The organism is Virgibacillus subterraneus, from assembly GCF_900110695.1.
In the GTDB taxonomy this organism is placed as follows: Bacteria; Bacillota; Bacilli; order Bacillales; family Amphibacillaceae; genus Lentibacillus; species Lentibacillus subterraneus.
This window is the reverse complement of the sequence record NZ_FOEH01000007.1, coordinates 64,877-90,059: the sequence shown is the minus strand read 5'-3', so window position 1 is coordinate 90,059 and position 25,183 is coordinate 64,877. Positions and strand designations below refer to the sequence as shown.

General features: G+C 36.4%; 34 protein-coding genes and 1 pseudogene. 28 read left to right on the top strand and 7 right to left on the bottom strand.

The window, feature by feature from the left end; genetic code table 11:
• Positions 1-28: 28 nt before the first annotated feature.
• The gene (locus BMY13_RS16855; protein WP_092506050.1) at positions 29-1,285 is read right to left on the bottom strand and encodes an MFS transporter; all 1,257 of its coding nucleotides are present in this window, start codon (positions 1,283-1,285) and stop codon (positions 29-31) included.
• Between the two features lie 11 nt (positions 1,286-1,296).
• Positions 1,297-1,884, bottom strand: a complete 588-nt coding sequence (locus BMY13_RS16850) for a TetR/AcrR family transcriptional regulator (protein WP_175476852.1) — start codon at positions 1,882-1,884, stop codon at positions 1,297-1,299.
• 161 nt (positions 1,885-2,045) lie between these two features.
• Between BMY13_RS16850 and BMY13_RS16845 the strand changes: the two genes are divergently transcribed.
• Complete coding sequence (locus tag BMY13_RS16845; RefSeq protein ID WP_092493336.1) at positions 2,046-2,228, top strand: hypothetical protein; 183 nt, start codon at positions 2,046-2,048, stop codon at positions 2,226-2,228.
• Between the two features lie 97 nt (positions 2,229-2,325).
• Here BMY13_RS16845 and BMY13_RS16840 read toward each other — a convergent pair whose 3' ends face one another.
• Positions 2,326-2,823, bottom strand: a complete 498-nt coding sequence (locus BMY13_RS16840; RefSeq protein WP_092506046.1) for a GNAT family N-acetyltransferase — start codon at positions 2,821-2,823, stop codon at positions 2,326-2,328.
• A gap of 116 nt (positions 2,824-2,939) precedes the next feature.
• Here BMY13_RS16840 and BMY13_RS19300 point away from each other — a divergent pair, with 116 nt between their 5' ends.
• The 7 genes and pseudogenes from BMY13_RS19300 (at position 2,940) to BMY13_RS16805 (ending at position 10,000) form a co-directional block, all read left to right on the top strand.
• Positions 2,940-3,116: a hypothetical protein gene (locus tag BMY13_RS19300; RefSeq protein ID WP_175476851.1), complete on the top strand. Its 177-nt coding sequence runs from the start codon at positions 2,940-2,942 to the stop codon at positions 3,114-3,116.
• Between the two features lie 381 nt (positions 3,117-3,497).
• The gene (locus BMY13_RS16830) at positions 3,498-4,865 is read left to right on the top strand and encodes a TrkH family potassium uptake protein (protein WP_092506044.1); all 1,368 of its coding nucleotides are present in this window, start codon (positions 3,498-3,500) and stop codon (positions 4,863-4,865) included.
• A 227-nt stretch (positions 4,866-5,092) separates the two neighbouring features.
• The gene (locus BMY13_RS16825; protein WP_175476850.1) at positions 5,093-5,914 is read left to right on the top strand and encodes a DUF4349 domain-containing protein; all 822 of its coding nucleotides are present in this window, start codon (positions 5,093-5,095) and stop codon (positions 5,912-5,914) included.
• A 79-nt stretch (positions 5,915-5,993) separates the two neighbouring features.
• Positions 5,994-6,887 carry an aminoglycoside phosphotransferase family protein gene (locus BMY13_RS16820; RefSeq protein WP_092506040.1) on the top strand — a complete coding sequence of 298 codons (894 nt, stop codon included), beginning with the start codon at positions 5,994-5,996 and terminating at the stop codon, positions 6,885-6,887.
• Positions 6,888-6,948: 61 nt separating this feature from the next.
• On the top strand, positions 6,949-7,335 hold the full coding sequence (locus BMY13_RS16815) for a VOC family protein (protein WP_092506038.1): 387 nt from the start codon (positions 6,949-6,951) through the stop codon (positions 7,333-7,335).
• A gap of 28 nt (positions 7,336-7,363) precedes the next feature.
• Positions 7,364-8,722 carry an FAD-binding oxidoreductase gene (locus BMY13_RS16810; RefSeq protein ID WP_092506035.1) on the top strand — a complete coding sequence of 453 codons (1,359 nt, stop codon included), beginning with the start codon at positions 7,364-7,366 and terminating at the stop codon, positions 8,720-8,722.
• Between the two features lie 400 nt (positions 8,723-9,122).
• Positions 9,123-10,000: pseudogene (locus tag BMY13_RS16805) on the top strand (DMT family transporter).
• Between the two features lie 14 nt (positions 10,001-10,014).
• On the opposite strand, the gene BMY13_RS16800 reads toward BMY13_RS16805, so the two are convergent.
• Positions 10,015-10,200 (bottom strand): aspartyl-phosphate phosphatase Spo0E family protein, encoded by a 186-nt coding sequence (locus tag BMY13_RS16800; protein ID WP_092493344.1) that lies wholly within the window; start codon positions 10,198-10,200, stop codon positions 10,015-10,017.
• Positions 10,201-10,393: 193 nt separating this feature from the next.
• On the opposite strand from BMY13_RS16800, the gene BMY13_RS16795 reads away from it, so the two are divergent.
• From BMY13_RS16795 to BMY13_RS16785, 3 genes are all read left to right on the top strand, one after another.
• Positions 10,394-10,951: a beta-class carbonic anhydrase gene (locus BMY13_RS16795; protein WP_092493345.1), complete on the top strand. Its 558-nt coding sequence runs from the start codon at positions 10,394-10,396 to the stop codon at positions 10,949-10,951.
• 125 nt (positions 10,952-11,076) lie between these two features.
• The gene (locus BMY13_RS16790; protein WP_092493346.1) at positions 11,077-11,340 is read left to right on the top strand and encodes a hypothetical protein; all 264 of its coding nucleotides are present in this window, start codon (positions 11,077-11,079) and stop codon (positions 11,338-11,340) included.
• A gap of 69 nt (positions 11,341-11,409) precedes the next feature.
• The gene (locus tag BMY13_RS16785; protein ID WP_092506033.1) at positions 11,410-11,964 is read left to right on the top strand and encodes a DUF3231 family protein; all 555 of its coding nucleotides are present in this window, start codon (positions 11,410-11,412) and stop codon (positions 11,962-11,964) included.
• Positions 11,965-12,055: 91 nt separating this feature from the next.
• Here BMY13_RS16785 and BMY13_RS16780 read toward each other — a convergent pair whose 3' ends face one another.
• Complete coding sequence (locus tag BMY13_RS16780; protein ID WP_092493347.1) at positions 12,056-12,241, bottom strand: aspartyl-phosphate phosphatase Spo0E family protein; 186 nt, start codon at positions 12,239-12,241, stop codon at positions 12,056-12,058.
• Between the two features lie 183 nt (positions 12,242-12,424).
• Positions 12,425-12,586 (bottom strand): hypothetical protein, encoded by a 162-nt coding sequence (locus BMY13_RS19575; RefSeq protein ID WP_175476849.1) that lies wholly within the window; start codon positions 12,584-12,586, stop codon positions 12,425-12,427.
• Positions 12,587-12,724: 138 nt separating this feature from the next.
• Here BMY13_RS19575 and BMY13_RS16775 point away from each other — a divergent pair, with 138 nt between their 5' ends.
• Together BMY13_RS16775 and BMY13_RS16770 are read left to right on the top strand one after the other, a co-directional pair.
• Entirely contained in the window at positions 12,725-13,252 is a 528-nt protein-coding gene (locus tag BMY13_RS16775) for a sigma-70 family RNA polymerase sigma factor (protein WP_092493348.1), read from the top strand.
• Positions 13,242-14,069 carry an LCP family protein gene (locus tag BMY13_RS16770; protein WP_092493349.1) on the top strand — a complete coding sequence of 276 codons (828 nt, stop codon included), beginning with the start codon at positions 13,242-13,244 and terminating at the stop codon, positions 14,067-14,069. Before BMY13_RS16775 ends, BMY13_RS16770 begins: the two co-directional genes overlap by 11 nt.
• Positions 14,070-14,159: 90 nt before the next feature.
• Here BMY13_RS16770 and BMY13_RS16765 read toward each other — a convergent pair whose 3' ends face one another.
• The gene (locus BMY13_RS16765) at positions 14,160-14,597 is read right to left on the bottom strand and encodes a S1 domain-containing RNA-binding protein (protein WP_092493350.1); all 438 of its coding nucleotides are present in this window, start codon (positions 14,595-14,597) and stop codon (positions 14,160-14,162) included.
• Positions 14,598-14,760: 163 nt separating this feature from the next.
• Here BMY13_RS16765 and BMY13_RS16760 point away from each other — a divergent pair, with 163 nt between their 5' ends.
• The 15 genes from BMY13_RS16760 to BMY13_RS16690 all read left to right on the top strand — a co-directional run bounded on the left by BMY13_RS16760 (position 14,761) and on the right by BMY13_RS16690 (position 25,152).
• Positions 14,761-16,206, top strand: coding sequence for a DEAD/DEAH box helicase (locus BMY13_RS16760; protein ID WP_092506031.1), 1,446 nt, complete (start codon positions 14,761-14,763; stop codon positions 16,204-16,206).
• 564 nt (positions 16,207-16,770) lie between these two features.
• Positions 16,771-18,177, top strand: a complete 1,407-nt coding sequence (locus BMY13_RS16755) for a hypothetical protein (protein WP_092506028.1) — start codon at positions 16,771-16,773, stop codon at positions 18,175-18,177.
• 15 nt (positions 18,178-18,192) lie between these two features.
• Positions 18,193-18,690 carry a metallophosphoesterase family protein gene (locus BMY13_RS16750; protein WP_092493353.1) on the top strand — a complete coding sequence of 166 codons (498 nt, stop codon included), beginning with the start codon at positions 18,193-18,195 and terminating at the stop codon, positions 18,688-18,690.
• 55 nt (positions 18,691-18,745) lie between these two features.
• On the top strand, positions 18,746-19,213 hold the full coding sequence (locus BMY13_RS16745) for a hypothetical protein (protein ID WP_092493354.1): 468 nt from the start codon (positions 18,746-18,748) through the stop codon (positions 19,211-19,213).
• Position 19,214: 1 nt separating this feature from the next.
• Complete coding sequence (locus BMY13_RS16740; RefSeq protein WP_092506026.1) at positions 19,215-19,571, top strand: hypothetical protein; 357 nt, start codon at positions 19,215-19,217, stop codon at positions 19,569-19,571.
• A complete protein-coding gene (locus BMY13_RS16735) occupies positions 19,571-19,810 on the top strand; it encodes a hypothetical protein (protein WP_092506024.1) in 240 nt (79 codons plus the stop codon). Before BMY13_RS16740 ends, BMY13_RS16735 begins: the two co-directional genes overlap by 1 nt.
• A gap of 35 nt (positions 19,811-19,845) precedes the next feature.
• A complete protein-coding gene (locus tag BMY13_RS16730) occupies positions 19,846-20,247 on the top strand; it encodes a hypothetical protein (RefSeq protein ID WP_139180795.1) in 402 nt (133 codons plus the stop codon).
• A gap of 213 nt (positions 20,248-20,460) precedes the next feature.
• On the top strand, positions 20,461-21,498 hold the full coding sequence (locus BMY13_RS16725) for a serine hydrolase domain-containing protein (RefSeq protein WP_175476848.1): 1,038 nt from the start codon (positions 20,461-20,463) through the stop codon (positions 21,496-21,498).
• Positions 21,499-21,985: 487 nt separating this feature from the next.
• Positions 21,986-22,444 carry a helix-hairpin-helix domain-containing protein gene (locus BMY13_RS16720; RefSeq protein ID WP_092506022.1) on the top strand — a complete coding sequence of 153 codons (459 nt, stop codon included), beginning with the start codon at positions 21,986-21,988 and terminating at the stop codon, positions 22,442-22,444.
• A 16-nt stretch (positions 22,445-22,460) separates the two neighbouring features.
• Positions 22,461-22,808 (top strand): VOC family protein, encoded by a 348-nt coding sequence (locus BMY13_RS16715; protein ID WP_175476847.1) that lies wholly within the window; start codon positions 22,461-22,463, stop codon positions 22,806-22,808.
• A 167-nt stretch (positions 22,809-22,975) separates the two neighbouring features.
• Positions 22,976-23,251, top strand: coding sequence for an HIT family protein (locus BMY13_RS16710; protein ID WP_425445167.1), 276 nt, complete (start codon positions 22,976-22,978; stop codon positions 23,249-23,251).
• A 26-nt stretch (positions 23,252-23,277) separates the two neighbouring features.
• Positions 23,278-23,772 (top strand): GNAT family N-acetyltransferase, encoded by a 495-nt coding sequence (locus BMY13_RS16705; RefSeq protein ID WP_092493360.1) that lies wholly within the window; start codon positions 23,278-23,280, stop codon positions 23,770-23,772.
• A gap of 22 nt (positions 23,773-23,794) precedes the next feature.
• A complete protein-coding gene (locus tag BMY13_RS16700) occupies positions 23,795-24,349 on the top strand; it encodes an AAA family ATPase (RefSeq protein ID WP_092506020.1) in 555 nt (184 codons plus the stop codon).
• 19 nt (positions 24,350-24,368) lie between these two features.
• Positions 24,369-24,782 carry a flavoprotein gene (locus BMY13_RS16695; protein WP_092493362.1) on the top strand — a complete coding sequence of 138 codons (414 nt, stop codon included), beginning with the start codon at positions 24,369-24,371 and terminating at the stop codon, positions 24,780-24,782.
• Complete coding sequence (locus tag BMY13_RS16690; RefSeq protein WP_092506018.1) at positions 24,766-25,152, top strand: VOC family protein; 387 nt, start codon at positions 24,766-24,768, stop codon at positions 25,150-25,152. The genes BMY13_RS16695 and BMY13_RS16690 overlap by 17 nt, the downstream gene beginning before the upstream one ends.
• Positions 25,153-25,183: the final 31 nt, after the last annotated feature.

Below are 25,183 nucleotides of genomic sequence, written 5' to 3'. Positions count from 1 at the left end.
CACTAAAAGAATCCATAAAAGAAGTGAGCTATCCAGTTTGCTTTTGTTGATTATGCTCATTTCTTTTTAGCTGATTCACGACATAAGCCATCAAAAACACTCCTGTCATACCCGCTAACAGGAAACCGCTGCTTATAATATATCCCGGCAAGATTCCTCCAATTGTGATGACGGCACCTGCTAAAATCATTGTCCCTTGATCCATGAAACTATTCAGCGCAAGGTAGGAGCTGCGATGGGATTCGTCTGCCAAATCAGCAAGCAAACTTTGACGAACTGGAGCATACATTAGTTCACCAATTGAAATGAATACCATCAATCCAATCAGCAGTAATGGGGCAGAAGTGTAACTTAAAATGGCGTAGCTGCACACGTAGATTGCCATTCCGTAGATAAGCCGCGTGTAATCAGATGTTTTTTTAATTAACCAGCTTACCAGGCCAACTGCTAATACGATAAGTAATGTGTTTTCTGCGTGCAAAATTCCTATCATATTTATCCCATCGATTGTAATGAACCCGAACAAGGAAGTTTCCTCAACTGTATTTTGTAAATGAACTGCTATATAATTAGTTAGATGACTTTCAAGCGAGACTACACACAATGTTCCAATCAGAAAAATGATATAAATACGGTCTTTTAAAACATGTTGATAATTGGACCATATGGATGGTGATTTTACTACCTTGTCAGATTCTCCAACTTTTTTGGTGAATGTCTCACTGATGTATAAGTATGTAATGACTGAAGAAAGAAGTGCTATGGAAGCGACAAAAATAAATAAATAAAAATGATATTCCTCAAACAGGAATGCCCCTGTTATAGTCCCGAGCGCTGTTCCCAAGTTTGCAATCCAATATATTGCAGTAAAAACAAATGTACGATCTTCTTTTTGTACCAAATCGTAAATCATGGAAGTTGAAACAGGAATATATATCCCATTACTGAACATGTTTATTAAAAAGAATGCAAAACTGACATAAGGCATTACCGTCCATGGAGAATTAACGAAAGCAATTGCTAAAAAGGAGATACCAAGACCCAATTCAGCGAGGACGAGCAGCTTTTTTCGTCCAATCTGATCCGACCAATATCCGCCGAGTAATCCACCTATGATACCGGAGCAAATGACAAGTACTACAAGCAGTCCGGTTATTTTGGGGCCAACTAATCCGGTGAAATAAACCGCGATGTAAGGCATGATGGTGGCAGTTGCCAAGACAGTAGCAAATTGCAAATACAGGCGTATTTTAATAGATTTATGTAAAGAGTTGAATCGTTTCATTTAACTTCCCCCTAAATACCAATTCCGAACAATCGATAGGCCTGTTTTTCTAAAGCATTGGTTAATTGTACTCCTGGGTAATCGGTGAATGTCAGCCGAGCCCCCATAAGAAAAGCGAGGTAACCATATCCAACTTCTTCAGGATTACTTTCTGGTAGAACACCTTTTTCCATGCCTGTTTTGACAACATTCTGAACGAATGACATGAATTCATCTGAAAACAGATCCAATTCTTCCATCATCTTAGAGAATCTTTCCGGCTGCCCAATTACATATTGAATCACCCGTAAGTAATCTTCTTTCTCTAAAAAATACGCAACATGTTCGTTAATCATTTCTTTTAACTTATCTATGGAAAAGTATTCCAGGATCCCACTTGTTTCAAGCAGATGATGCCGAAATTCTTCAATTGGTTCTGTTACGCATAGATGGAAAAGTTCCTCCTTGTTCTCGAAGTAGGTAAATACAGTGCCAAAGCTGACATTGGATTCTGCAGCAATGTCTTTGATAGTTGTCTTTGAGTATCCGTTTTGAGCAAAAAGTCGGAGTGCAGTCCGAAAAATCTTAGTGCGCTTTTCACCAGATCTTGGTTTAGCCAAGGTAACGCCTCCTTTAAATGATTGATTAATCAATTATTTATTATTGTACAATAATTTAGGTGAGATAACAAGTAAAAATTATAACGCTTTATCTCAAGGGTGAAACTATCAATATACACACGTCATTTCCATGTAAAGGGATACTTAAAAATGCTGCGTTTATGAAAAAATGGACTTGTGAAATGCAGACCACTTCAGCAAGAGGTGAAGTGGATCCTCATTCCGCTAAAATGACAAAAGCTGGTCTAAGAGGGGTGAAGCGGATCCTGGTTCCGCTAAAAGTACAAAATCAATGGAATATGGGGTTAAAAAAGGCAAATAACGGAATGACGATCCGAAGCTAAGCTCGAAACAAGGGATTTGTCACAAATAACGGAATGAGGATCCGTCTGGTCAGCTATGTGTGTGCTGGTTCCGCTTAGTGTTCCTTTCTGTAATATACTAATCCAGTTGTCTGGAATAGCGTAAGGAAACTTGTTTCTCTCCGGTGTCGGTAATTGAATTTTTTTCCTTTTGATACAGAAAGCCTCTTGCCTCATAAAAAGGGATACCCCGCTGATTTTCGTCCTGCACCGATACCCATTGCTCAGTTGCGCCACTGTCAATTTGCTGTTTCGTAAATACTTCCAGAAGACGTTTTCCTATTCCTTTATATCGATACGTCTCATCTACATAAAGGACAAATATCTCTCCCACATTAGGACCGGTCATAGCGCCACCAATTACTCCGACAGCTTCTGAGTTGAATAGTGCTACATGTGAATAAAGCCCGGCTTTTATGTCATGATAAACTTTTTCATGGTTATACCAAAAATCAACATTTTTCGTTTGGTACTCTTCGCTTAACTTTCCTTCTACTGTCTGTTTCCATCCCGCTGCACATATATCAGCAATTGCCACTGTATACGTTGTATTTGCTTTTACGATTGATTGATTCAATATTCTACACCTCGATATTTAACATAAAATTATTCTAACATATAGCCCATAACAAATTATCAAAGAATTAATCGATTTTTTAAACATTTATTTATCTATAATTCTAGATAAGGAGGATGGAAGGAGGGAGTCGTCATATTGCCGCGCGGTTTCTTAAGATTGCAGCAGTATACTCTGTCTTAGGAGTTTGTTTAGGGCTTACAATGGGCATTACAGAAAATTTTAGTTTCACTTCTGTTCATGCACATTTAAATTTGTTAGGTTGGGTGTCACTCGCTTTATTCGGCAGTTAAGAAAGTATAAATACTTTCTTACTGCATAAGTGCAACTAAGGCTTGGCGATAAGCCAAGTTTTCTAAGAATTATTTATTATTGTTTTCCAAAGGCTGGTGAGACGAAGTTAGCAATGCTATTAACATCTAACCATTCAATCGTAGTTTTAACGATAATTGGATCTATTATGATTGTAGTTGGTGCGATTCTGTTTTTAATTAACGTATTTAAAAATGTAGGCTAACAAAATATAAAAATTGCTCATTTATTAGTAAATAATCGTTCTTTTATTGAACGATTATTTTTTATAGAAAAAATTACAGAATTTCTTATTTACTTTCCTGTATAATACAGTTTATTATCATATAAAGTTGTCTTTTAAAATGCAAGGAGACTTTCTAATGAATAAATTTTCAAAATTATTTAAAGTAAGTTACCTATCTACAATTAGACTAATCGTCTTGTTCTATTTGATAGCAGTTATATTTTCGATGTTATTACTGAGTATTCCTTTCTTTCATAATGAAGGTGTGGATTTAACGTTTATTGATATTTTGTTTACTTCTGTAAGTGCTGTCAGTGTTACAGGGCTCACAGTTGTTTCAACTGCGGATACGTTTAATGCTGCTGGAAGTATTGCGCTTTCTGTAGTATTGCAGTTTGGCGGGATTGGGATAATGACCTTAGGAACTTTTATTTGGATTCTTCTCGGGAAAAAAGTTGGCCTAAGAGGTAGACAACTCATTCAAATTGACCAAAACCAAACAACTTTAGGAGGGCTCGTTCAATTATTGTTAAAAATCCTGAAGATTGTTTTACTAATTGAATTAATAGGTACTATTATATTAAGTACATACTTTTTATCTTACTTTGACACATGGCAAGAAGCATTATTACAAGGATTTTTCGGGGCAGTTAGTGCTACGACGAATGCTGGTTTTGATATAACTGGCTCATCGCTTGTTCCTTTTGCTAATGACTATTTCGTTCAATTTATCAATATTATTTTATTAACCTTAGGGGCAATTGGATTCCCGGTATTACTGGAACTACAGGATTTTATAAGAGGAGATTATCATGAACGTAACCCAAAACATAGTTTCTCTTTATTTTCAAAACTTACCACGGTAACGTTTTTTGCACTTATCTTAGCCGGGTGGCTATTAATTTTAATTTTAGAACATAATTCATTGTTCTTTGCTGATAAAAGCTGGCATGAAAGAATATTTTATAGTCTATTTCAGTCAGTTACGACCAGAAATGGTGGTCTGGCAACAATGGATGTAAATGAATTTACTTCCCCGACGCTTATAATGATGTGTGTGTTAATGTTTATTGGTGCATCTCCAAGTAGTGTAGGAGGAGGTATTCGAACAACGACATTCGCTATAATGCTGTTAGCAATTTATAATTACGCTAAAGGAAGAACTAGTATTAAGGTGTTTGGACGGGAACTTGATAATGAAGAGGTCATCCGTTCATTTATTGTTATAACAACTGCAGCAATGTTATGTATAACTGCAATTATAGTATTGAATTATGTTGAACCCTTTCCATTGCTTTCAATTGCTTTTGAGGTTTCCTCAGCATTTGGAACTACCGGACTGTCAATGGGAATTACATCTGATTTAAGTAATGCTGGTAAGGGTATAATTATTTTTCTAATGTTTGTAGGTAGGATTGGTATATTCTCATTTTTATTCCTTATTAGAGGTAAGGTAACTAAAGATAAATTCCATTATCCTAAGGAGAAAGTGATAATAGGATAGACTTATTAAAAATCCTGGCAAAATCAAGGTAGAATTGATAGCGCCAGTTTCACTAAAACAAATATGTAACCTTTTTCATTTAAATACCGTCTGTGTTTAAAAGAGAAAAGGGGGTAGTCAATATTAGATATTTACTCCGCGTTATCATGATTATTAGTATTAGTATCCTCATTACTGCCTGCAGCAATGAGGCGGGGGACAGTGAATCGAGTAGTGATCGAGCCAATGTGAATACGGAAGAGAAATCGTCCCAGGAAAATAGCAGTGTTTCAAGTGGCGGTGATGATGCTGTAAGTGAGGATGGCGAATCTCAAGAGGAAGATGCGACATCCCAAAATGGGGAAGTTAGCGATGTAAATCGAAAAATAATTTATACAGCTAATCTCCGTATCGAAGTGAAGAATTATCAACAGGCAATAAATGATATTCAGAACCAGGTATCAGATCGTGGTGGTTATATTGTGGAATCAAACATGCATGGTGGCTCTGAAGATGGATCAACAAATGGACGGATAACAGCACGGATTCCCCAGGAGCAGTTTCGAGAATTTGTTCAATTAGTGGAAGACGGTAGCAATGAGGTTTTGGAAAGTTCTATTTCCGGGCAGGACGTGACTGAGGAATACATAGACTTGGAGTCACGATTAAAATCAAAACGAGTTGTCGAGAAACGGTTACTTTCATTTATGGAGAAAGCAGAAAAGACAGAAGACCTCTTAACTATTTCAGGTGATCTGGCTAAAACTCAAGGAGAGATTGAAGAGATAACAGGTCGAATGAATTACCTGGAAAATAAAGCCGACTTAGCAACGGTAACGATCCATATTCAAGAAAAAAATGTAACCATTTCAAGTATAAATAAGGAAGATTTAAATACCTGGGAAAAAACAAAACAACAATTCATGAAAAGTATCAACGTACTTATATCAGCCTTTTCAAGTTTGTTCGTCTTCTTTATAGGAAATTTACCAGTACTCATCATCCTTGGTGCTGTTGGACTGGCAGTATTTTTTATTATTAAGAGAAGAAAGAGAAGCAGTCGGGAATAATCAGTTTTTCCCAAGGTGCAATTCTAATTGAATTGTACCTTTTTTAATCGTATTGTTATTCTATAAGGGTGGTGGTCAATTGGTTAATTTAGAAGAAAAAATCTCATATTTAAAAAATGCTAAAGCTATTGTGGAACTGAATAAAGGATTCTCGCATGACAAAAAATATGTAGTTGATAATAAATATCTTATCAGGATTTTTCCAATTAAGGATCAAGAAAGTAGAAAGATAGAATTTAATACATTAAATAAGCTAGCAGGATTTTCTAATTATGTGCCAAAAGGCTTCGAATTTGAATCCCTTATAAATGAAGGAATCGCATACATGGTCCTTGACTACCTGCCAGGTGCAGATGCTGAGGTGATACTGAAATACTTAACGGAACAGGAGCAATACGCTGCGGGATTTCACGCAGGTGAAGAATTATCTAAACTGCATCAATTTTCAGCGCCTGTAAATTATCCGTCCTGGTATTCTGTTAAAAGAGAAAAGAACAATAGATACCTCGAGCAGCTAAAGGAAATTAATCTAGATGAAAATATCATGGAAATGCTTACAATATATATAGAGAAGAATGAATATTTGTTGAAGGACAGACCCAATACATTTCAGCATGATGATTTCCACCCTGCAAATCTCTTAATACAGGGTAAAACTTTTTCCGGAATTATCGATTTTCAACGGATGGATTGGGGAGACCCGATTCATGACTTACATAAGCTAGGATTTTTTTCAAAAAGAATTAGTATCGCGTTTACCAGAGGAATTATTGACGGGTACCGTACCAATACTGGCATTAATGAATCATTCTGGCAGTTATATGCTTTGTATAGTGCAATGCATATTGTCTCAGCGCTTGTTTGGGGGAAGAAACTTGGCAGTGAAAACTATGAAAGAATGCTGGCTTACTCATTAGATGTGATAGAAGATCATGATCATTTCAGACAATGTATTCCAAATTGGTATAAGTGAATTAAAATTTTGAAAAATAAATGGTACAATTGAAATAATAGTTTACTACTGGAGGGTAACGATGAAAATAAAAATAACGAGTGTTTTTGTGGAGGATCAGGAGAAAGCGTTGAGGTTTTATACGGATGTTTTGGGTTTTGTGAAAAAAACAGATACGCCAGCCGGAGATTTTAAATGGATTACTGTTGTTTCACCAGAAGAACCAGACTCAGTTGAACTGTTTTTAGAACCAAATGATAATCCAGCTGCAAAAACATACCAAAAAGCGATTTATAATGAGGGAATACCAACGACATCCTTTGCGGTAGATGATATTCAGCAAGAATACCAACGGTTGAAAAAACGCGGTGTAGAATTCACAGCAGAACCAACAGAAATGGGACCTGTAACTTTTGCGATTTTTGATGATACATGCGGAAACCTAATTCAGATTTCTCAAGAAAAATAATACAAAACGGATGCGAGGAGAATTTATTATGAAGCTTTTTGAAGAACTACAGCAGGTGCTGGCGGCTGACCGAGTTACCATGAATGATACAATTTTGGATCAACACAGTTCAGATGAATCTTACCATAAACCACATTCACCTGAACTTGTCGTTTTTCCGGAAAGTGCCGATGAAATGAGTAATATTATGAAACTAGCAAACAAGTATAAAAAGCCTGTCACCCCATTTGGACTGGGTTCAAGCCTGGAAGGTAATGCTATCCCATATGAGGGTGGAATAAGCGTTGACTTCTCATTAATGAACAAAGTCCTTGAAGTACGACAAGATGACTTTCTAGTAAAGGTACAGCCTGGTGTTACAAGGTCCCAGCTTGATAAAGAGCTGAAAAAGTATGGACTGTTTTTCTCAGTTGACCCAGGTGCAGATGCTACATTAGGCGGAATGGCAGCAACAAATGCCAGCGGTACAACTGCAGTTAGATATGGGATCATGCGGGATCAGGTTCGTGATATGGAAGTTGTGCTTGCTGACGGAACAGTGATCCATACAGGAAACATGGCTGCAAAATCATCGTCAGGTTATCATTTGAATGGTCTATTTGTTGGTTCGGAAGGGACACTAGGATGTTTTACCGAATTAACGTTAAAAGTTATCGGTATTCCCGAGCATATTATGGCTGCCCGAGCAGAATTTGGGAGTGTCGATGATGCTGTTAACGGGGTGATTGCTATATTACAGGCAGGAATTCCTGTTGCAAGAGTTGAACTGGTCGATGAGCAGTCAATTAAACAGATGAATCATTTTAGTGACACCAATTACAATGAAGTACCTACTTTATTCCTGGAGTTTCACGGTAACGAGGCAGGCTTACAGCAAGATGTTGAATTTATGAAGGAAATTGTTGAGGATATTAACTGTCAAAAAATAGAGTTTGAGTCAGATACAGCTGCTAGAAATCAGCTATGGGAAGCCCGCCATAATGCTGCATACGCATATATTCATGGTCATCCGGGTAGAAAGCAGATGGTAACGGATGTCTGTGTTCCAATCTCTGAACTGGCCGGAGCTGTTAAAGATGCCAGAGAAGCCGTCGATGAATCCGGTCTTTCTGGCGGTATCGTTGGGCATGTCGGGGATGGGAATTATCATATTCTATTAATGATAGATGTCGATGATCCGGCAGAAATTGAAAAGGCTAATGTCGTAAATGAACGAATTGTTGATTATGCACTTACAAGAGGTGGGACATGTACCGGTGAGCACGGTGTCGGCACAGGCAAACATAAATACCAGGCAAGAGAACATGGTGAATCACTCGTTGTCATGCAAAAAATCAAACAAGCTCTTGATCCTGGTGGAGTGTTGAATCCTGGTAAAATAGTATAACGATATAGCTGTTTTATCGACTGGATATGGAGGATATCCCCTTATCCAATCAATCAAAAATTACCCGCTTCGACCTGAACATGAGTCGAGGCGGTTTTTTAGATATTTGGCGCCAATCATCCAAAATGCAGTTGCAGACTGAAATGGATCCGTATCTTATGCAGCAGATTATCGAGCGACAACGGACCCACTCGAGCGAAAAGGCCTCAAAGTCGAGCGGAAACGGACCAAAGTCGAGCGGAAAGGCCCCAAAGTCGAGCGGAAAGGCCCCAAAGTCGAGCGGAGATTAGACAATCGGAATCATAGCTATATGTACTGTGTTTTAGATGTACAGCTTCTTTTTAAGTGGAAAGGATTTTTGATAAGCTTAAGGCTAACTTAATAATTAGCGAGTGATTCTATGATTTATCCTTACTTAATGATGGTTTTTGTTGTCATCTTCTATGCAGGAAATATTCTTCTGGGGAAAGCTATTAATGAACTGCCACCTTTCACAATTGCGTTTTTTCGGTTGATAGTAGCTTTTATGATCATTTTACCTTTTGGTTTAAAGAAGACTTGGAAGTATCGCTTTAAAATGTGGGAATATAAAAAGCCATTTGTAATTATGACTTTAACAGGAATTACGTTCTTCAATACATTTATCTATGGCGCATTACAATTTACCACGTCAACAAATGTATCAGTGCTTGAAACGGTTATACCAGTTGTGACGGTCGTATTAAGTGCTGTACTTTTAAAAGAAAAGCTGTGGAACATACAAAAGGCTGGAGTCATATTATCCCTTGTCGGTGCTGTTTGGGTAGTTATGGACGGGAAGATATTTCAGTTGGCTGAAATGAGCTGGAATGTTGGAGACGGCATCATGATTGGAGCAATTGGCTGCTGGGCAGTCTATTCAATTACTGTAAAAGAATACATGCATCTATTTCCACAAAATGCTGCACTTCTAGTAATGAGTGGAATATCAATTATAGTCCTGTTCCCTTTTGTTGTTGCAGAGTGGATTATAACAGGGATACCTTCTTCCTTGTTGACACCTATGAATCTAAGCAGTCTAGTGTATCTTGGTATATTTCCATCTTTCTTCGCATTAATTTTCTATAATCGTGCAGTAAGAATACTTGGCGCATCACAGGCTTCCGTATTTTGAACTTTTTGCCGATTGTTACCATGATTGGTGCCTATTTTTGGCTAGGTGAATCCATTACAATAATGAAAATTATTGGAGCTGTGGCGGTAATAAGTGGTGTAATTCTGACAACAAAAAGCAAATGATCTACTTCAACATGTCAATGATTAAGGAAATACTGTGTCCCATTACGATGTATATTTAAAAGTTTATCTAGTTGCTGGCTGCATTTTATTGTTTTATAATGTGCCAATCCATATTTCATACCAAGCTGAATCATTTCATCCTTTTTCATTGATATTGCTTCGATTAAATTATAGCGGAGTACTTCTTCTACCTGAATCATTATATTTACTTCCTTTCATTTATATTACAACTATATAGTAAATTAGTCTCGAACACATAAAAATTATTATGCCAATTTCCCTATCGGATATCAATAGTTTCAACAAAAGAAGTCATAACCTTACAAAATACGACATAATTATTATTTTATAGTAAAATAAAGATAATAAATTTAACCATTAGGAGGAATTTGGATGACATTACTAGATGAAATTTTGACACATAATGAAAAGTTTGTAGAAAACAAAGAATATGAAAAATATCAAAAAGGAAAGTTTCCCAACAAAAAACTCGTTATACTCTCGTGTATGGATACACGTTTGGTTGAACTGCTTCCGAAGTCGATGAATGTAGGCAACGGTGATGTGAAGATAGTTAAAAATGCTGGTGCGCTTATATCACATCCGTTTGGGAGCATCATGAGAAGTATTCTTGTTGGGGTTTATGAGCTTAAGGCTGATGAGGTATGTGTTGTGGGTCACCATGATTGCGGCATGTCCAGTTTGAAATCAGAGAGTATTATGAGCAAGATGACTGAGCGTGGCATAAGTGAAGAAAGATTGGACACACTGCAAAATGCCGGAGTGGATTTGAAACAATTTTTAAAGGGGTTTGATAGTGTCGAGGACAGTGTAAGGCAAAGTGTCTCAACAATTCAGAACCATCCTTTAATACCTAAGGATGTACCTGTTCACGGATTAGTAATTAATCCTGACACAGGGAAATTAGACGTTGTTTCTAAGGGTTATTAAATTGATAATTAACAAAAGAGTGTGGTGTACCTATTGGGTATGCCACATTTTTAAGTTCACTTACAAAAAATGAGCTTTTTGGGGCAAACTATAAATAACAGGACTTTTTGACAGGGGGTGAAATCATGATCTTAAATGGAAACATAATTTCTGGCGAGTTTGATGATTTAACAAATGAGTTTGTTTTACAAAGAATTAAACATTTTTCAACGGAGTCAATTATTAAAGAAAATCAATTAAACGACCTTTCTGAATATCTGAATAACCATAAACATGAAGCTAATGGACAAATTCTTACATTATATGACCAAATGCTTGTTCCGTTGAGTCGGAAGGAAATCATACACTTCCTAGAGGATCTGGATAAAGTAAGAGCTTTATATCATTAGATTTATAAGACAATTTTATTACATTTATTTACGAGTATTGGAGAAAATATTAACGAGGAGGTGTGAATTATGTCTAATCCATTTGAAGCAGTTTGGAACACACTGAAAACGTCAATGGATAATATGAATGAACCAAAATCCCCTCTGAATATAGTTGAAGCAGGTGACTGCTGGAAATACCTTACAATTATGGAAGAATTCATTCGTTATGAAGAATCTGGGTTAAACACAACAGCAGATGATGAGGTAAAAGAAATGCTCCAGGATGTCATTAAATTGTGTGAATCCCAGGTGAAAAAATTAAGTAAGTTTATGAAAGAAGAGGGAATTCCGTTACCTGATGTGACGTCATCAAAACCAAATTCAGAACCGAACGAAATTCCTCTAGGAGTGAAGTTGACAGATAATGAAATTACAAATGGCGTTGCATTTAAGCTAGTAACATGTATGCAATCCTGTGCTAAAGGACAAGCGGATTCACTTAGAAGTGATATTGGTATGATATGGCTTGATTTTTATACAGATTGGATAACGTTTGGAACAACTTTAAAGACACTTATGCGTAAGCGTGGATGGATTAAAGTACCACCTTATTATTATCCACCAGGTTCTCCAAAACAATAGGGTTAAAAACCAACTCGAATGTATTAATTGAAATAATCATTGAGAGTGATTGAGGTTTAAATCAGTCCTCAATCAATAGGTATAGAAACTATCAAGCAGTATAGTAGGACTGTTTGACATTAAAATGTTCATTTAATAGATCATCAAGTTGTTGGCTGCATTCTATAGTGCGTTTATTAGCCAGTCCGTATTTCATACCTAATTCAATCATCTCTTTCTTTTTCATTAAAATCTCCTTAGGCAAATTATTTCGAGTTGGTTCAACTAATGCAATCATTTATCTTCTCCCTCTCTAGCGATTAAATAGTTAGGTCAAAAGTCTTAACACACAACGAAATCTATTATGACTACTTTTATAAAAATATTCAATAGATTCTACAAAGGAAGTCAAAAGTTTACATAATACGACAAAAAGAATAGATTAATAGAATATTTTTCGAGTAGGGGTGCTACTCGAATGTTAATGATCATCCTTCTTCCAGGTTGTCTCATCACCACTGACAGGACAGGCCGGGAAATTCTCATCCTCATTTAATTTTGCCTTTTCCCCGGATTGACATATATACTCCCCTTTTTCAGGTACACCTTGACCAGTTCGATACTCGCGATAATTTTTATCCATTGTCTATACCTCCAATACACTTTTCCTTTATCCTTAATATGTACGAAAGTTATATCATTAATCACCATCCTGAAACTATTTTAAATTGGCATCCGTCAAATGTTCGAATTACAGAGGCAGATTGGAGAAGCGGGGATTATGGATGAAAACAGAAATGAAATCATACTAGAGGAAATTATGGTTGAGTATGGAAATGACTTGGTACGACTGGCATTCAACTATGTAAAAGATAAAGAAACCGCTAAGGATGTTGTTCAAAACAGCTTCATTAAGTGTTATAAAAATCTGGATGATTTTCGTAATGAATCATCGCTAAAAACATGGCTATACCGTATTACTATTAATGAATCAAAGGATTACTTAAGAAGTTGGCATCATCGAAAGGTTCAAGCAAAAAGCTTTGTACAAGAAACTGCAAAATCAATCTTGCCGTCAGCTGAGGATAAAGTAATCAAGGAATCTGAAAATCAGGAAATTAGGCAACTTATTTTTTCTCTTCCCAAAAGTTATCGTGAAGTCATTTTTCTTTATTACTATAAGTCCCTAATTATGGACGAAATAGTGGAAGTTACTGGTCTTAACATAAGTACTGTAAAGACAAGGCTTAGAAGAGGAAAGCAAAAACTTAAAATAATGATGGAGGAGGCAAGTATTTATGAAGAATAAGAAGTTCGTTAAAGAACTGTTTGCCTACTTGGATGACGAAGAACTGAACTTTACGAAACAGGATCGGGAGGAAACTATAACCAAAATCCAAAAGAAGCATAATAGGAAAAGCAATTTCAAAGGCCTTTTTCAATCGATTGGACCAGTAACAGCAACTTTTCTAGTTATTATATTATCCATAGGTGTGTTATTACCCATTATCTATTCTGGGGATGAAAATGGTGATAACCAATTAGCATCACAGCAAAATAATAACTCTTTTTCTGTTTTACTGATGGGAGAAGAACCAAGAAGTAGAACTAGTTTAAACATACTACTAGCTTACAATAGCGATGATGAGAGTATGAAGGTTGTACCTGTCCCACGTGATACGTATGTCTCAATACTGGATGCGCAAGGCGAAACAATTAAAAAGGATAAATTATTACACGCAGGGGCATATGGTGCAGGACCTAAAACAGTAATGGCAACAGTTTCTCAGTTATTTGACATTCCTATTAATTATTATGCGACTATTCCAGCAGAAAACCTTGCCAAATCATTAGGCCTCACTAAAAATGACACCAATAGGAATAACTTCATGCACGAAGTAAAGGAAAATTTATCAATTTCCAAAATCAAAGAACTTGTGAAACAAAGCGAAACGAACATGACCAAAGATCAATTCAACATACTCGATAGTGATTCCACATCAGTTGAAATTATTGATTTGAGAGAAGGTTATAATGAAAAAATGATTGATGAAACTTATTATGTGGAGATTGAGGAAGAAAAGTTAGCCGAAACATCTAACGTGTTGCAAGAACACTTAGAATAACTGGAGGGTCAAAAAATCCTCCCATTTTAGTACAATAAAGAAAGCAAGCCTGTTAAAACAGACTTGCTTTTATCTATAAATCACAGCAGATTATCCGCGTCTTCCGCCTCTGCCACCTCGTTTTGATTCGGTACTGCGTTTTAGTGTATATAAATTTTCTTCACTACTCTTTAAAAAACGAGCCATTTTATCTTCAAAATTATCTTTTGATTTGAAATTTCCTTTTGGACCGGAATTTCTGTTACTTCCCTGGCGTGATGGGCGCTTAGAGTAAGATGAGGTTTGTCCTTCGGGTTTATCTATTGCTTTTTTGATGGACAAGGCAGTCTTTCCGTCCTTCTCACTAATCACTTTTACTTCAATTTGGTCTCCTACTGTGAGGTGGTCGTGAACATCTTTTACATAGCTATCCGCTACCTCACTAATATGCACGAGACCTGTTGTACCTCCAGGAATTTCTACAAATGCTCCAAAATTGGTGATGCCTGTTACTTTACCTTGTACCTTGCTGCCTACTTCAATTGACAAAAAAGTTCCCCCTAAATATTATTAAAACCAACTAATTATAACAAATTAAAGAAATAATAGCAATAAGCGTGTATAATGAACATAGTCAGATTTTGAATATGATAGCTCTCCTTAGAGAATCCTATATATAAGTCGGATAATACGAAAAAACGAGGGTTAGTACATGAGTAAACGTAATTTTGAGGATTATAATTTAAGTGACACAATTAAACGAGCGCTAGATGTTCTTAAATACGAAAATCCTACTGAAGTCCAACGTGAAGTAATACCAAGAGCAATGGAAAATGAAGATCTTGTCGTGAAATCACAAACAGGCACTGGTAAAACCGCATCCTTTGGTATACCTATTTGCCAAATGATTGAATGGGAAGAAAAAAATCCACAAGCCATTATTCTTACACCAACCAGGGAACTTGCAGTGCAGGTTCGCGAAGACGTAACAAACATAGGAAGGTTCAAACGGATCAAAGCTGCAGCGGTTTATGGAAAAGAACCTTTTGCCAGACAAAAAGAGGAATTGAAACAAAAAACACATGTAGTGGTTGGTACACCCGGACGAGTAATGGATCATATCGAAAGAGGGACACTTGCTTTAGATCAAATAAATTACCTCATAATAGATGAAGCAGATGAAATGCTAAATATGGGTTTTATTAACGAAGTAGAATCGATTATAAAAGAACTTCCTGCAAATAGAGCGACGATGGTGTTTTCAGCTACATTGCCAAAAGATGTTGAGAATCTTTGCTATAAATATATGAAGAATCCTACTCATATTGATATTGAAGATACCGGTATAACAACGAGTACTATTCAGCATAAACTAATTGAAGTGAAAAATGAAGAAAAAATTCCACTGTTAAAAGATGTAACGGTTGTTGAGAACCCAGATAGCTGCATCATTTTTTGCAGAACAAAAGAACACGTTGATATTGTCTTTACTGAATTAGATCAGGCCAATTATCCCTGTCAAAGACTTCATGGTGGGTTAGAACAAGACGATCGATTTGCAGTAATGGAAGGTTTCAAAACGGGCGAATTCCGATATCTTGTGGCAACTGATGTAGCTGCTAGGGGAATCGATATCGACAATGTGACGCTTGTGATTAACTATGATGTCCCAATGGAAAAAGAGAGCTACGTTCATCGAACAGGAAGAACAGGTCGTGTCGGTAATAAAGGAAAAGCGATTACGTTTGCAACTCCTAATGAAGGAAAAAAACTTAATTCTATTGAAAGATACATTGGATTTGAGATACCTGTAATAGAGGCACCTAACCGTCAGGAAGTTGCAAGCAAACAAGCCACTTTCGATGAGAAACTTAGTGGTCGCCGGATTGTTAAAAATAATAAAACAGAACGAATCAACAAAGATATCATGAAGCTTCACTTTAACGGTGGCAAAAAGAAGAAGATTCGTGCGGTAGATTTCGTAGGAACAATAGCTAAAATTCCTGGTGTATCAGCAGATGACATCGGGATTATAACAATTAAGGATAGTTTATCATATGTTGATATTCTTAATGGCAAAGGTTCAGTTGTTCTGCAAGCCATGGAGAATACGACAATTAAAGGGAAAAAGTTAAAAGTTAGCAAGGCAATCAAATAAAGTGCTAAATGAAAAAGTAATTGCTTATCATTAAATGAGGGCAGTTACTTTTTTTATTAAGGCAGGCACAATTTCATCGCCGATACAAGAACGTCCTGTTCGTCGAAGGAACAGTCTGAAGATCCCACGTACTGAGTACATTTTGCTCGCAAGAAGGCCGGGGCGTTCACCATGGAAAATTTCTGCTCAAATAGCGTGAAACAGTCACTCATCGAGGTTATGAGAACGTGAACGCTATTCAAATAGCGTGAAAAGTGTCTTCATCGAGGTTATGAGAACGCGAACGCTGTTCAAATAGCATGAAAAGTGTCTTCATCGAGGTTATGAGAACGCGGTAAAGTATTTTTCCGCATTGTGTCACAGTATTTCACGCAGTTATGAAATTAAACCAACTTTCATCCTGGATAAGTGTAACTATGATATCCACCACAAGTCTTGAAGAGTGCCAAGTTTCTAATCAACATCAATCTTTTTGAATACAGCCATTATTAAAAAGCTTATCTATACAATCAATTAGTTGTCTGTCATTATTAATGTCAGGAGTAAACTAAGGAGTTAATCAACATGTATTTGTCGAGAATACTAAGGCTATCAATTTTCTTGTATGGCATATTACACTTTGTCACGTTTTTTGTGGACAGCGAATTATTGGCTGATTTGCAGGCATTAAGCGGACTTCTAATATTGGTGTTTGCAGGGATAAATCTGACATTAAAACAATTTAAATTACCACTATTTCTTTTTCTGACAGGCTTAATCACCATTACGCTTGCCGGAGATTCGTTCTTTGAAAATATACAGAATGGTCTACTACAAATGAGCAGTATTATTGGACTATTAATTATTGTGCCAATGATTGGCTGGGTATTACGAGAAGAGCCATATATTGAAGAAATCATTGGTTTAGCACACAGAATGCTTGATACAAGTCGTAAATTTTACTTTGGAATGATCTTCTTCACTCATATTATTTCATATTTTTTATTATTTGGGTCAATCCCGCTTATGTATCGATTCGTTGATGACATTCTGAAAAATCAACAGGGCGAAGCATGGGAAAATTTTAAAGGGACAGCACTTTTGCGTGCTTTTGCACTGTCAACGTTATGGATAATCAGCATCCCAAGTTTCACTTTTGCTGTCGAGGCGTTGAACGCTTCGTTATGGGTAACCATTTTGCAAGGATTCGTGGTGACGGTTTGCGCCATTGCGATGGCTGTGATTTTTTCATATTTCGATGAGAAACGTTATGGTGTGAATTTAACATCTGATATAAAAACAGAAATTGATAAGGTAGTCAGCCATTCTTCTAATAGAAAACAGCAAATTCGTAATTCTTTAGAATTCGCTTTTCTGTTCATAACATTATTTGGCTCAATTTTTATATTATATGAAGTTCTTTCAATCCCGCTGATGGTACTTATTCCACTGGTTATTATTGTATGGACCAGTATTTATTTCATGATTAAAAAAAGCCCGATGAAACTGTTTAGGCAAACAACTGAATATTATAGAGAGGGGCTTGTTAGCCAGGGGTATCAATTCAGTATAATGCTGGCTGCTGGCGTAATGATATTGGGGATAAATCAAACCGGTCTTGGGGCGAATTTTATCGAAATGATCTATAACCTGCAGGAAATTATACCATTCTTTAATATGTTATATTTCCTTCCGTTTATCGTTATAATTCTTGGATTTATGGGGCTTGGTCCATTGACCGTAATGGTTTTAGTTGCAGGGATATTGGAAAGTATCTCACTTCCTTATCCGCCAGAATTGGTTGTCCTGTCGATAACTTCCGGAAGTGCTATTTCGATACTTCTTTCACCGTTAATTATGCCAGTTATTATATTGAGTGGTACGAATGGATTAAGCGGTTATAAAAATGGAATTAAGTTTAATCTGAAGTATGCAATTGCTTTATATGTGATGGTGCAGATTTATGTACAATTTGTCGTATATAATCTTTAGAATGGAGATCTGTAAATGAAAATTATTGTAGTAGCGGATACGCATATGCCCGGAAAAGGTAAACAGCTGCCATCCCGGCTTATTAAAGAATTAGAAAGTGCTGAATTGATTATTCATGCTGGCGATTGGAAATCGATGGAGGTTCACAGCATGCTCACTAAGTATGCAGAGGTGGAAGGTGTTTATGGAAATGTCGATGGTGACGATATAAAAGAAAACTTTGCTCTCAAGGAAATAATTGACGTGGCCGGACATAAAATCGGAGTAACCCACGGGCATGGGGATAAAAAGTCAACAGAAAAGCGGGCTATTGAAGCCTTTGAAGGTGAGGCTATGGATGTCATCATTTATGGCCATTCGCATATTCCAATGCTGAAGTACTTTAAGAAGACGCTATTATTCAATCCTGGATCGCCAACGGATAAACGGACACTCCCATATTATTCATTTGGAATCCTTGAAATCGATCAGGAGGTACGGTCTGAGATTATTTTTTTCAGTGATAAAAGCTAGTATATTATTTTGTTAAGATTATGGACAGTTAAATGGCTGTGAAGGAGGTCAAATGATGAAATGGATTCGACGTCTATTTATCGTTATTGCACTAATTATTCTTATTCCTGATATTATCATGTTAACAGCATCGACGTTTGATCGTGACATCCCAAAAGATATTCAAAAGCAGGTAGATAGTGGAGATGCAAAAATGATTGACCTGGACGAAGAAGTAACAATAGGTCAGGATGAAATTAGATTTAAACATCTTATACTTTCAGATGATGAAACAACATTAATATATGAAGTACATACGGAGGAATCAGGTTGGTCTTTTCCGAGTGGGGCCATCGATTTAATGGATGGGAAAGGAAACAGCTATAACGCTAGCAGCGGTTCATCGTCCGGTCAATCATGGGGAGAATTTATAATACATACATATAAGCCTTTAAAAGATGATGTCGATACGATTATAGCTGATTTTAGATGGTACGATAAATCTTTCCAAACGGAGTTTTCGTTAAACCAGGAGGATCATTAATATGACAAAAATTAACAAAAAGGCAATCACCGAATGGATTCTCGCTGCTCTTTTGATTTTCCTCATAGTTAGTGAATCTCGGTATCTAAACTACTATCATCTTTCTCCCATAAAAGCACATGAGCAGTCTGAGCGAACCTATTACTATGGACCATCCAAAGTTGTAGAAGATATCGACCTTGGAGATGTTCATATTTATCTTGGAAAATATAAAGATTGGTTTTCAGCGAATATGGTTGTGAGGCATGCCGGAATCTTCTGGCGCCCTGGTAGTGGAGTCGGAGGTGATGAAATTAAACAGGATCAGGACATAACCCATTCATGGCAGGCTCAACGATTAAAGAAGATTATATGCTAATGAGATTTTATGGGATAGTAACAAATCCAGAAATTGCCGAGGTTGAGTTAGACGTTGTGGAAGGATATGACCGAGCAGAAAAAGTTAGTGAAGATCAAATTCGAACGTTTTCATATGAATTAGAGAATCATCGCATGTTCTTATTTCATTGGAATGAGCAGAAACATGAATATAGAAGGCTTTCGCTAAGAGGAATAGATGAGAGTGGTAATGTTGTTTATGAGAAGGATTTGAATTGATAGATTGTGAGAGACTCTGTTGAGAGAGGGATTTTATGAGGAGATTGTTGCTAGCTTTATTACTATTAAGCATCCCAGTTTTAATGGTGGGATGTAATAGTGATTCGGATGAAAGTACAGACGGAAATGACATAGGAAATCCTGATGCTGAACAGTTATTAGCTGCTAACAAGGATGCTGATATCTTTGCGACAATTGATGTTGTTTATATAAACGCTGAAAACGTTAGCTGGGTTAATGAACTGGAATTAAGTTTAGGTGATGAATACTTTGAAATTACAAAGCAATCGACAACTCCAAAGGAATTTGAAAGTGGTACAGCATCAAAGCTGCCGGTAGGAACAAAAATATATAACCCCGCAAAGGAAAATGGACCAATATTAATTGCGGTGATTAAGGGTAAGAAGATACCGTATTTAGGTGTTATTGAAGGTTAATATTTTTCCATTTGTAAGCCAATAAATTAATGGAAGAGGTTATGTTAGCTTTCAATTATGCTATGCTTTAATTCAATAAAAAATTGGAGGTTTTAGCAATGATAATATTCGTATAATTAGGAATACAGTTTGATATTATTTGTTATGTTCAAGCGATTCCTATTCTTAACTAGTAATAACATTAAAAATATACGTAATTTTGGAGGAATAGCTATGAACATAAATTTAAATTTAAAAAAGGTAATCTCAGATTTTCAAAGTAAGGTTGATTTCTCAGGAGCGGTATATGTTAAGGACAAGGATAAGGTTTTAGTTGATGAAAGCTATGGGTTCGCTAATCGATCTGATCAATTAGAAAATAACTCCATGACTCGCTTTGGTATAGCATCTGGATGTAAGCTCTTTACTGCAATAGCGATTTGTCAACTAGTCGAAGAAGGTAAACTTTCATTTAAATCTAAGTTAAGCGATTGTCTTGCTATAGACTTTAAGCATTTCGATGATAAAGTTACAGTCCACCATATACTGACCCATACTTCGGGAATACCGGACTATTTTGATGAGGAAGTAATGGAGGACTTTGATGAGTTGTGGGTTAAAAATCCTATGTATCACATACGTAAGTTAAGCGATTTTTTGCCGTTATTTCAAAATGAGTCAATGAAATTTCCAGCAGGAGAAAAATTTCATTACAATAATGCGGGTTATATTTTGTTAGGATTGATAGTGGAACAGGCTAGTAAACTGGAATTCTCTGAATATGTTCAGAAATACATTTTCAGTAAAGTTAACATGAAGAACTCAGGATATTTTTCCTTTGATTCTCTACCATCAAACACTGCCTTAGGCTATATCGATAACCCTGATGGAACCTGGAAAACAAATATTTATTCCCTGCCTGTAAAAGGTGGTTCAGATGGTGGCGCATATGTGACGGTTGATGATATGACTAAGCTATGGGAAGCGCTTCTGAATTATCAACTATTAAATGAATCGAACACAAAAAAGCTTTTATCAGCTCATGCACAAGTCAATGAAAGTAGCTTCTATGGTTATGGAACATGGATTAAACGGGCGGAAAACAATGTCATTAAGTACCATGTGATGGGCTATGACCCTGGTGTCAGCTTTCATTCTGCCTATTATCCTGACTCATCAGTTAAGGTTGTTGTTTGTTCTAATAAGTCAGATGGGGCATTTGATATAATGAGTGGAATTGAAGAAGCATTACAAAGCACTAATACCTTGTAAACACAGAAATTCCTGCTAAGTGAGTAGGGGGTCATTTTTGGGAGAAAAAGCTTAAGGGGTTCAGAACCTGGATCCTCGTTCCGTTATTTGTCTTATTAACCCACATAATCCATTGATTTTGTACCTTTAGCGGAACCAGGATCCGATTTATTCCTTTTGGAACAGTTTTCTTCCATTTAACGGAATGAGGATCCACATTGCTTAGCCTGCCGGATCCTCATTCCTCTATTCCCTGCAATCCCTCGTTTGTAAATTCTGTACCCTTAACTCGTATGCGATTTTCTACCTCCTGCTGAAACCGCTACTATCGGCAAGGGTCTTTTTTTAAGCAGTTAAGAAAGCATAATACTTTACTCTTTCACCGCCATAAAGGTTTAACGAAGGCCAAGTTCCCTAATAATCTGGGAGATTTTATTCAGGAAGGAAGGTTATTCAATTATTTTGTCGAAATCTAATTTGATGAATCTTATAGAAAGGAGAAAAGTTATTGAGCTTTAATCCAAAATTGGAACTAACTCAAAATGAAAAAGTCCAACTTAGAAGAGCAAAAATAAATATAAGTGAAGTACATACGTATAGTGGAGAAGAATTAGCGCAAATTTTAGGTATTTCAGATGATAGAGCGCGAACTGTTAAAGCATTGGCTGAATTTCAGAAAGTGCCTTCTATTGGTTATGAACTAGCTGAGAAACTAGTACACCGCTTAGACATTTATTCCTTAAAAGAATTAAAAGATCAAAATGGTGCTGAGCTATTGGATGAATTGGAACAACGATTAGGTGTATGGACGGATCCTTGTGTCGAAGATCAAATTCGCTGTGTTGTATACTTTGCGAATGATCCAAGCAGTAGTAAGAAATGGTTTGATTTTACAAAAGAAAGAAAGGATTATCGTACAAAGATTGGGTATCCAGAAAATAGACCAAAGAAAGCATGGTATGAATAGAGGAGGAGGGAGATTAATGAAAACAAAACTAGCACATGTCAGAGCCAATGTTAAAGATTTAGACGAAGCAATTGATTGGTATAAGTCTACACTTGGGTTTAAAGTAGTTGCAACATGGCCACCTGAAAAACCTAATTACGCGCATTTTGAAGCGGATAATGGAGCAACCTTCGCTATAATGGAACATGAAAACTACCCATCTCTCGGCAGACTTAATTTTAATACAAACAATGTTGAACAATTATGGATAGAACTAAAAGATAACGTTAATGTCATTGAAGAATTGTTTTCAACACCGTATGGTACCCGAAAATTCACGATTACTGACTTAGATGGTAACGAATTAGGTTTTGTTCAAGACTGATAGTTATTCAGATATTAATAATTAAGGAGGCAGCTATGGCTTACGATAAAAATTGTCCGTTTTGCAATCCAATGGATGATGATGAGCAGAATATAGTATTTGAAAATGAGACGTGCTATTTTTTACAGCACAATAGGGAACAGAATGTATTCTAAGGCTGCGGTCTCATAGTCCCAAAAAAGCACCATGCTAATGCGTTAGAATTAACAAAAGAAGAGTGGAATGATACATATGAACTTTTACAAGCTGCAACTAAGTATCTTGAATCGGAATATTCTCCTGATGGATACACACTCGGATGGAATGTCGGCGAAGTATCAGGTCAGTTTATATTTCATAGTCATTTTCACGTGATACCAAGGTATAATGATGAGACACATGCTGGAAAAGGTGTTCGTTACTGGTTGAAGCAGCCTGAAAATAAGAGGAAAATTCTAGAATAATAATAATAGAAAAGGAATGTTAAGAATTGCCGTACATAAATACTGACAGACTAACCCTAGTTACATTTACAGTTGAGATGATGAAGGCGACTTTGATTGGTCAAAATCAATTGGGAAAAATAACAGACTATAAAGCGGCTGACGAATATCCGTTGGAGGATTATAAACAATTGCTTTCCTATAAAATAGATCGGTTTACACAGTACCCAGAAGAAAATGAATGGGAAGGTATTATCATTCATAAGAAAGATAATACGATTATGGGTGACATGGGATTTAAGGGTGGACCGAATGAAAAAGGAGAAATGGACTTGGGATATAGCATTGTTCCCAGTTATCAAGGTGAAGGATATGCGACAGAAATGACAATTGCTATGGTGAACTGGGGATTACAGCAACAGAATGTAAACAAAATCACAGCCAGTTGCTCAGAAAGTAATATTCCGTCTATCCGCGTTCTGGAAAAGACAGGATTTGAACAAATCAGAACGGAAGATAAAGAAATTTACTGGTCAATTTAGTAGTAAGAGGGGGAGTAACCTTATGAAATTTGTTCTAATCTTTGGAGCGCAAGCAGTGGGTAAAATGACTGTTGGACAGGAACTGGCAAAAATTACGGACTTAAAGCTATTACATAATCATATGACGATTGATCTTCTTGAACCATTTTACGGATTTACGCCGGAAATGTGGAGACTATCAAACCTGTTTCGAGAAGAAATATTCAAGTCATTTTCAAAAAGTGATAAGTATGGCATGATATTTACTTTTGTATGGGCTTTTAATGAAAAGGAAGATTGGGATGCTGTCGATAAGATGGCTAATATCTTTAGTTCTGAAGGTGAAATTTATTTCGTTGAATTAGAAGCTGATGTAGAAGAAAGGCTTAAACGGAATAAAACCCCCCATCGACTTGACCAAAAGCCAACGAAAAGAAACGTCGAACAATCGGAACAAGATTTACTAAGCACTTTAGACACGCTTAGATTAAATTCATACGAAGGCGAAATCGAGATGGAGAATTATATAAAAATAAATAACACAAATTTGAGTGCTGAAGAGGTAGCTCAAATGATAAAAAAAGCGTTTCAATTATAGGCTTTTAGGAGGTTTTTTAATGGATAATTCATTCCGTAAGTTTCTTGATAACTTTTTAGACATTTGGAAAAGATCATCTTTAGAAGAGCTTAAATACATAATTTCAAATGACTATAAAGCCAGAGAAATATCAGGCGGCGAAGTAGTAGATTTCGGTTATGAAGAAGCAATAAATGGGTGGGAGCAGGGCTTTAATTTCGTGAAGGAAAACGATGCCCAATGGGAATTAAATGAAATTTCAATTCTGCCTTTACGCGATGATGAAACGATGGCGATAATGTCAGCTACTTTAGTTATTGAAGGGAAAAGTCTGGAAACCGTAAATTTATTTTTTGAAACATTCAAGAGAAATGAAGACAATAGTTGGATGTTGGTAAGAAGTTATATAGAAGCAGGAGTTGTTAAGGAGGAAATTGATGGGAAATTATTCTAATCCTATAAAGAGTCAGATTGGAACAGTATTCATTCATGTTGAAGATCTAAAAAAATCAGTGGAGTGGTACAGCAATATTTTTGGATTTGATTACGATTGGAATAGTGTAGAATCCCCCGTTTTTAACATTCCGATCGATGGTGCAACTGGGTTAACATTGGATGACCATAAATTTGATAAAAATTTTATACATAAACCTAGTCCTAACCCAGTTTGCAACCTTCTTGTGGAGGACATTGATGAAGCATACAATTTTATGGAAAATAATAATGTGGAAATTGTAAGGGAAATAGAAAGGATTGGAGAAGACTTTGCCTGGTTTAACTTTGTTGATCCTGACGGTAATGTACTGATGGCTTGTACTTGCTGATGCTTGAAAATCAAGGTGACTTCAAATTCTG

Excerpts from the sequence above, each read along its gene's own strand:
- BMY13_RS16815 (WP_092506038.1), top strand. The coding sequence starts at position 6,949 with ATGAAAATAAAAATAACGAGTGTTTTTGTGGAGGATCAGGAGAAAGCG.
- BMY13_RS16725 (WP_175476848.1), top strand. The coding sequence starts at position 20,461 with ATGAACATAAATTTAAATTTAAAAAAGGTAATCTCAGATTTTCAAAGT.
- BMY13_RS16830 (WP_092506044.1), top strand. The coding sequence starts at position 3,498 with ATGAATAAATTTTCAAAATTATTTAAAGTAAGTTACCTATCTACAATT.
- BMY13_RS16740 (WP_092506026.1), top strand. The coding sequence starts at position 19,215 with ATGACAAAAATTAACAAAAAGGCAATCACCGAATGGATTCTCGCTGCT.
- BMY13_RS16715 (WP_175476847.1), top strand. The coding sequence starts at position 22,461 with ATGAAAACAAAACTAGCACATGTCAGAGCCAATGTTAAAGATTTAGAC.
- BMY13_RS16700 (WP_092506020.1), top strand. The coding sequence starts at position 23,795 with ATGAAATTTGTTCTAATCTTTGGAGCGCAAGCAGTGGGTAAAATGACT.
- BMY13_RS16810 (WP_092506035.1), top strand. The coding sequence starts at position 7,364 with ATGAAGCTTTTTGAAGAACTACAGCAGGTGCTGGCGGCTGACCGAGTT.
- BMY13_RS16745 (WP_092493354.1), top strand. The coding sequence starts at position 18,746 with ATGAAATGGATTCGACGTCTATTTATCGTTATTGCACTAATTATTCTT.
- BMY13_RS16855 (WP_092506050.1), bottom strand. The coding sequence starts at position 1,285 with ATGAAACGATTCAACTCTTTACATAAATCTATTAAAATACGCCTGTAT.
- BMY13_RS19300 (WP_175476851.1), top strand. The coding sequence starts at position 2,940 with ATGGAAGGAGGGAGTCGTCATATTGCCGCGCGGTTTCTTAAGATTGCA.
- BMY13_RS16730 (WP_139180795.1), top strand. The coding sequence starts at position 19,846 with ATGAGGAGATTGTTGCTAGCTTTATTACTATTAAGCATCCCAGTTTTA.
- BMY13_RS16845 (WP_092493336.1), top strand. The coding sequence starts at position 2,046 with ATGAAAAAATGGACTTGTGAAATGCAGACCACTTCAGCAAGAGGTGAA.
- BMY13_RS16755 (WP_092506028.1), top strand. The coding sequence starts at position 16,771 with ATGTATTTGTCGAGAATACTAAGGCTATCAATTTTCTTGTATGGCATA.
- BMY13_RS16800 (WP_092493344.1), bottom strand. The coding sequence starts at position 10,200 with ATGATTCAGGTAGAAGAAGTACTCCGCTATAATTTAATCGAAGCAATA.
- BMY13_RS16775 (WP_092493348.1), top strand. The coding sequence starts at position 12,725 with ATGGATGAAAACAGAAATGAAATCATACTAGAGGAAATTATGGTTGAG.
- BMY13_RS16770 (WP_092493349.1), top strand. The coding sequence starts at position 13,242 with ATGAAGAATAAGAAGTTCGTTAAAGAACTGTTTGCCTACTTGGATGAC.
- BMY13_RS16795 (WP_092493345.1), top strand. The coding sequence starts at position 10,394 with ATGACATTACTAGATGAAATTTTGACACATAATGAAAAGTTTGTAGAA.
- BMY13_RS16735 (WP_092506024.1), top strand. The coding sequence starts at position 19,571 with ATGAGATTTTATGGGATAGTAACAAATCCAGAAATTGCCGAGGTTGAG.
- BMY13_RS16690 (WP_092506018.1), top strand. The coding sequence starts at position 24,766 with ATGGGAAATTATTCTAATCCTATAAAGAGTCAGATTGGAACAGTATTC.
- BMY13_RS16780 (WP_092493347.1), bottom strand. The coding sequence starts at position 12,241 with ATGATTGCATTAGTTGAACCAACTCGAAATAATTTGCCTAAGGAGATT.
- BMY13_RS16750 (WP_092493353.1), top strand. The coding sequence starts at position 18,193 with ATGAAAATTATTGTAGTAGCGGATACGCATATGCCCGGAAAAGGTAAA.
- BMY13_RS16790 (WP_092493346.1), top strand. The coding sequence starts at position 11,077 with ATGATCTTAAATGGAAACATAATTTCTGGCGAGTTTGATGATTTAACA.
- BMY13_RS16785 (WP_092506033.1), top strand. The coding sequence starts at position 11,410 with ATGTCTAATCCATTTGAAGCAGTTTGGAACACACTGAAAACGTCAATG.
- BMY13_RS16760 (WP_092506031.1), top strand. The coding sequence starts at position 14,761 with ATGAGTAAACGTAATTTTGAGGATTATAATTTAAGTGACACAATTAAA.
- BMY13_RS16695 (WP_092493362.1), top strand. The coding sequence starts at position 24,369 with ATGGATAATTCATTCCGTAAGTTTCTTGATAACTTTTTAGACATTTGG.
- BMY13_RS19575 (WP_175476849.1), bottom strand. The coding sequence starts at position 12,586 with ATGGATAAAAATTATCGCGAGTATCGAACTGGTCAAGGTGTACCTGAA.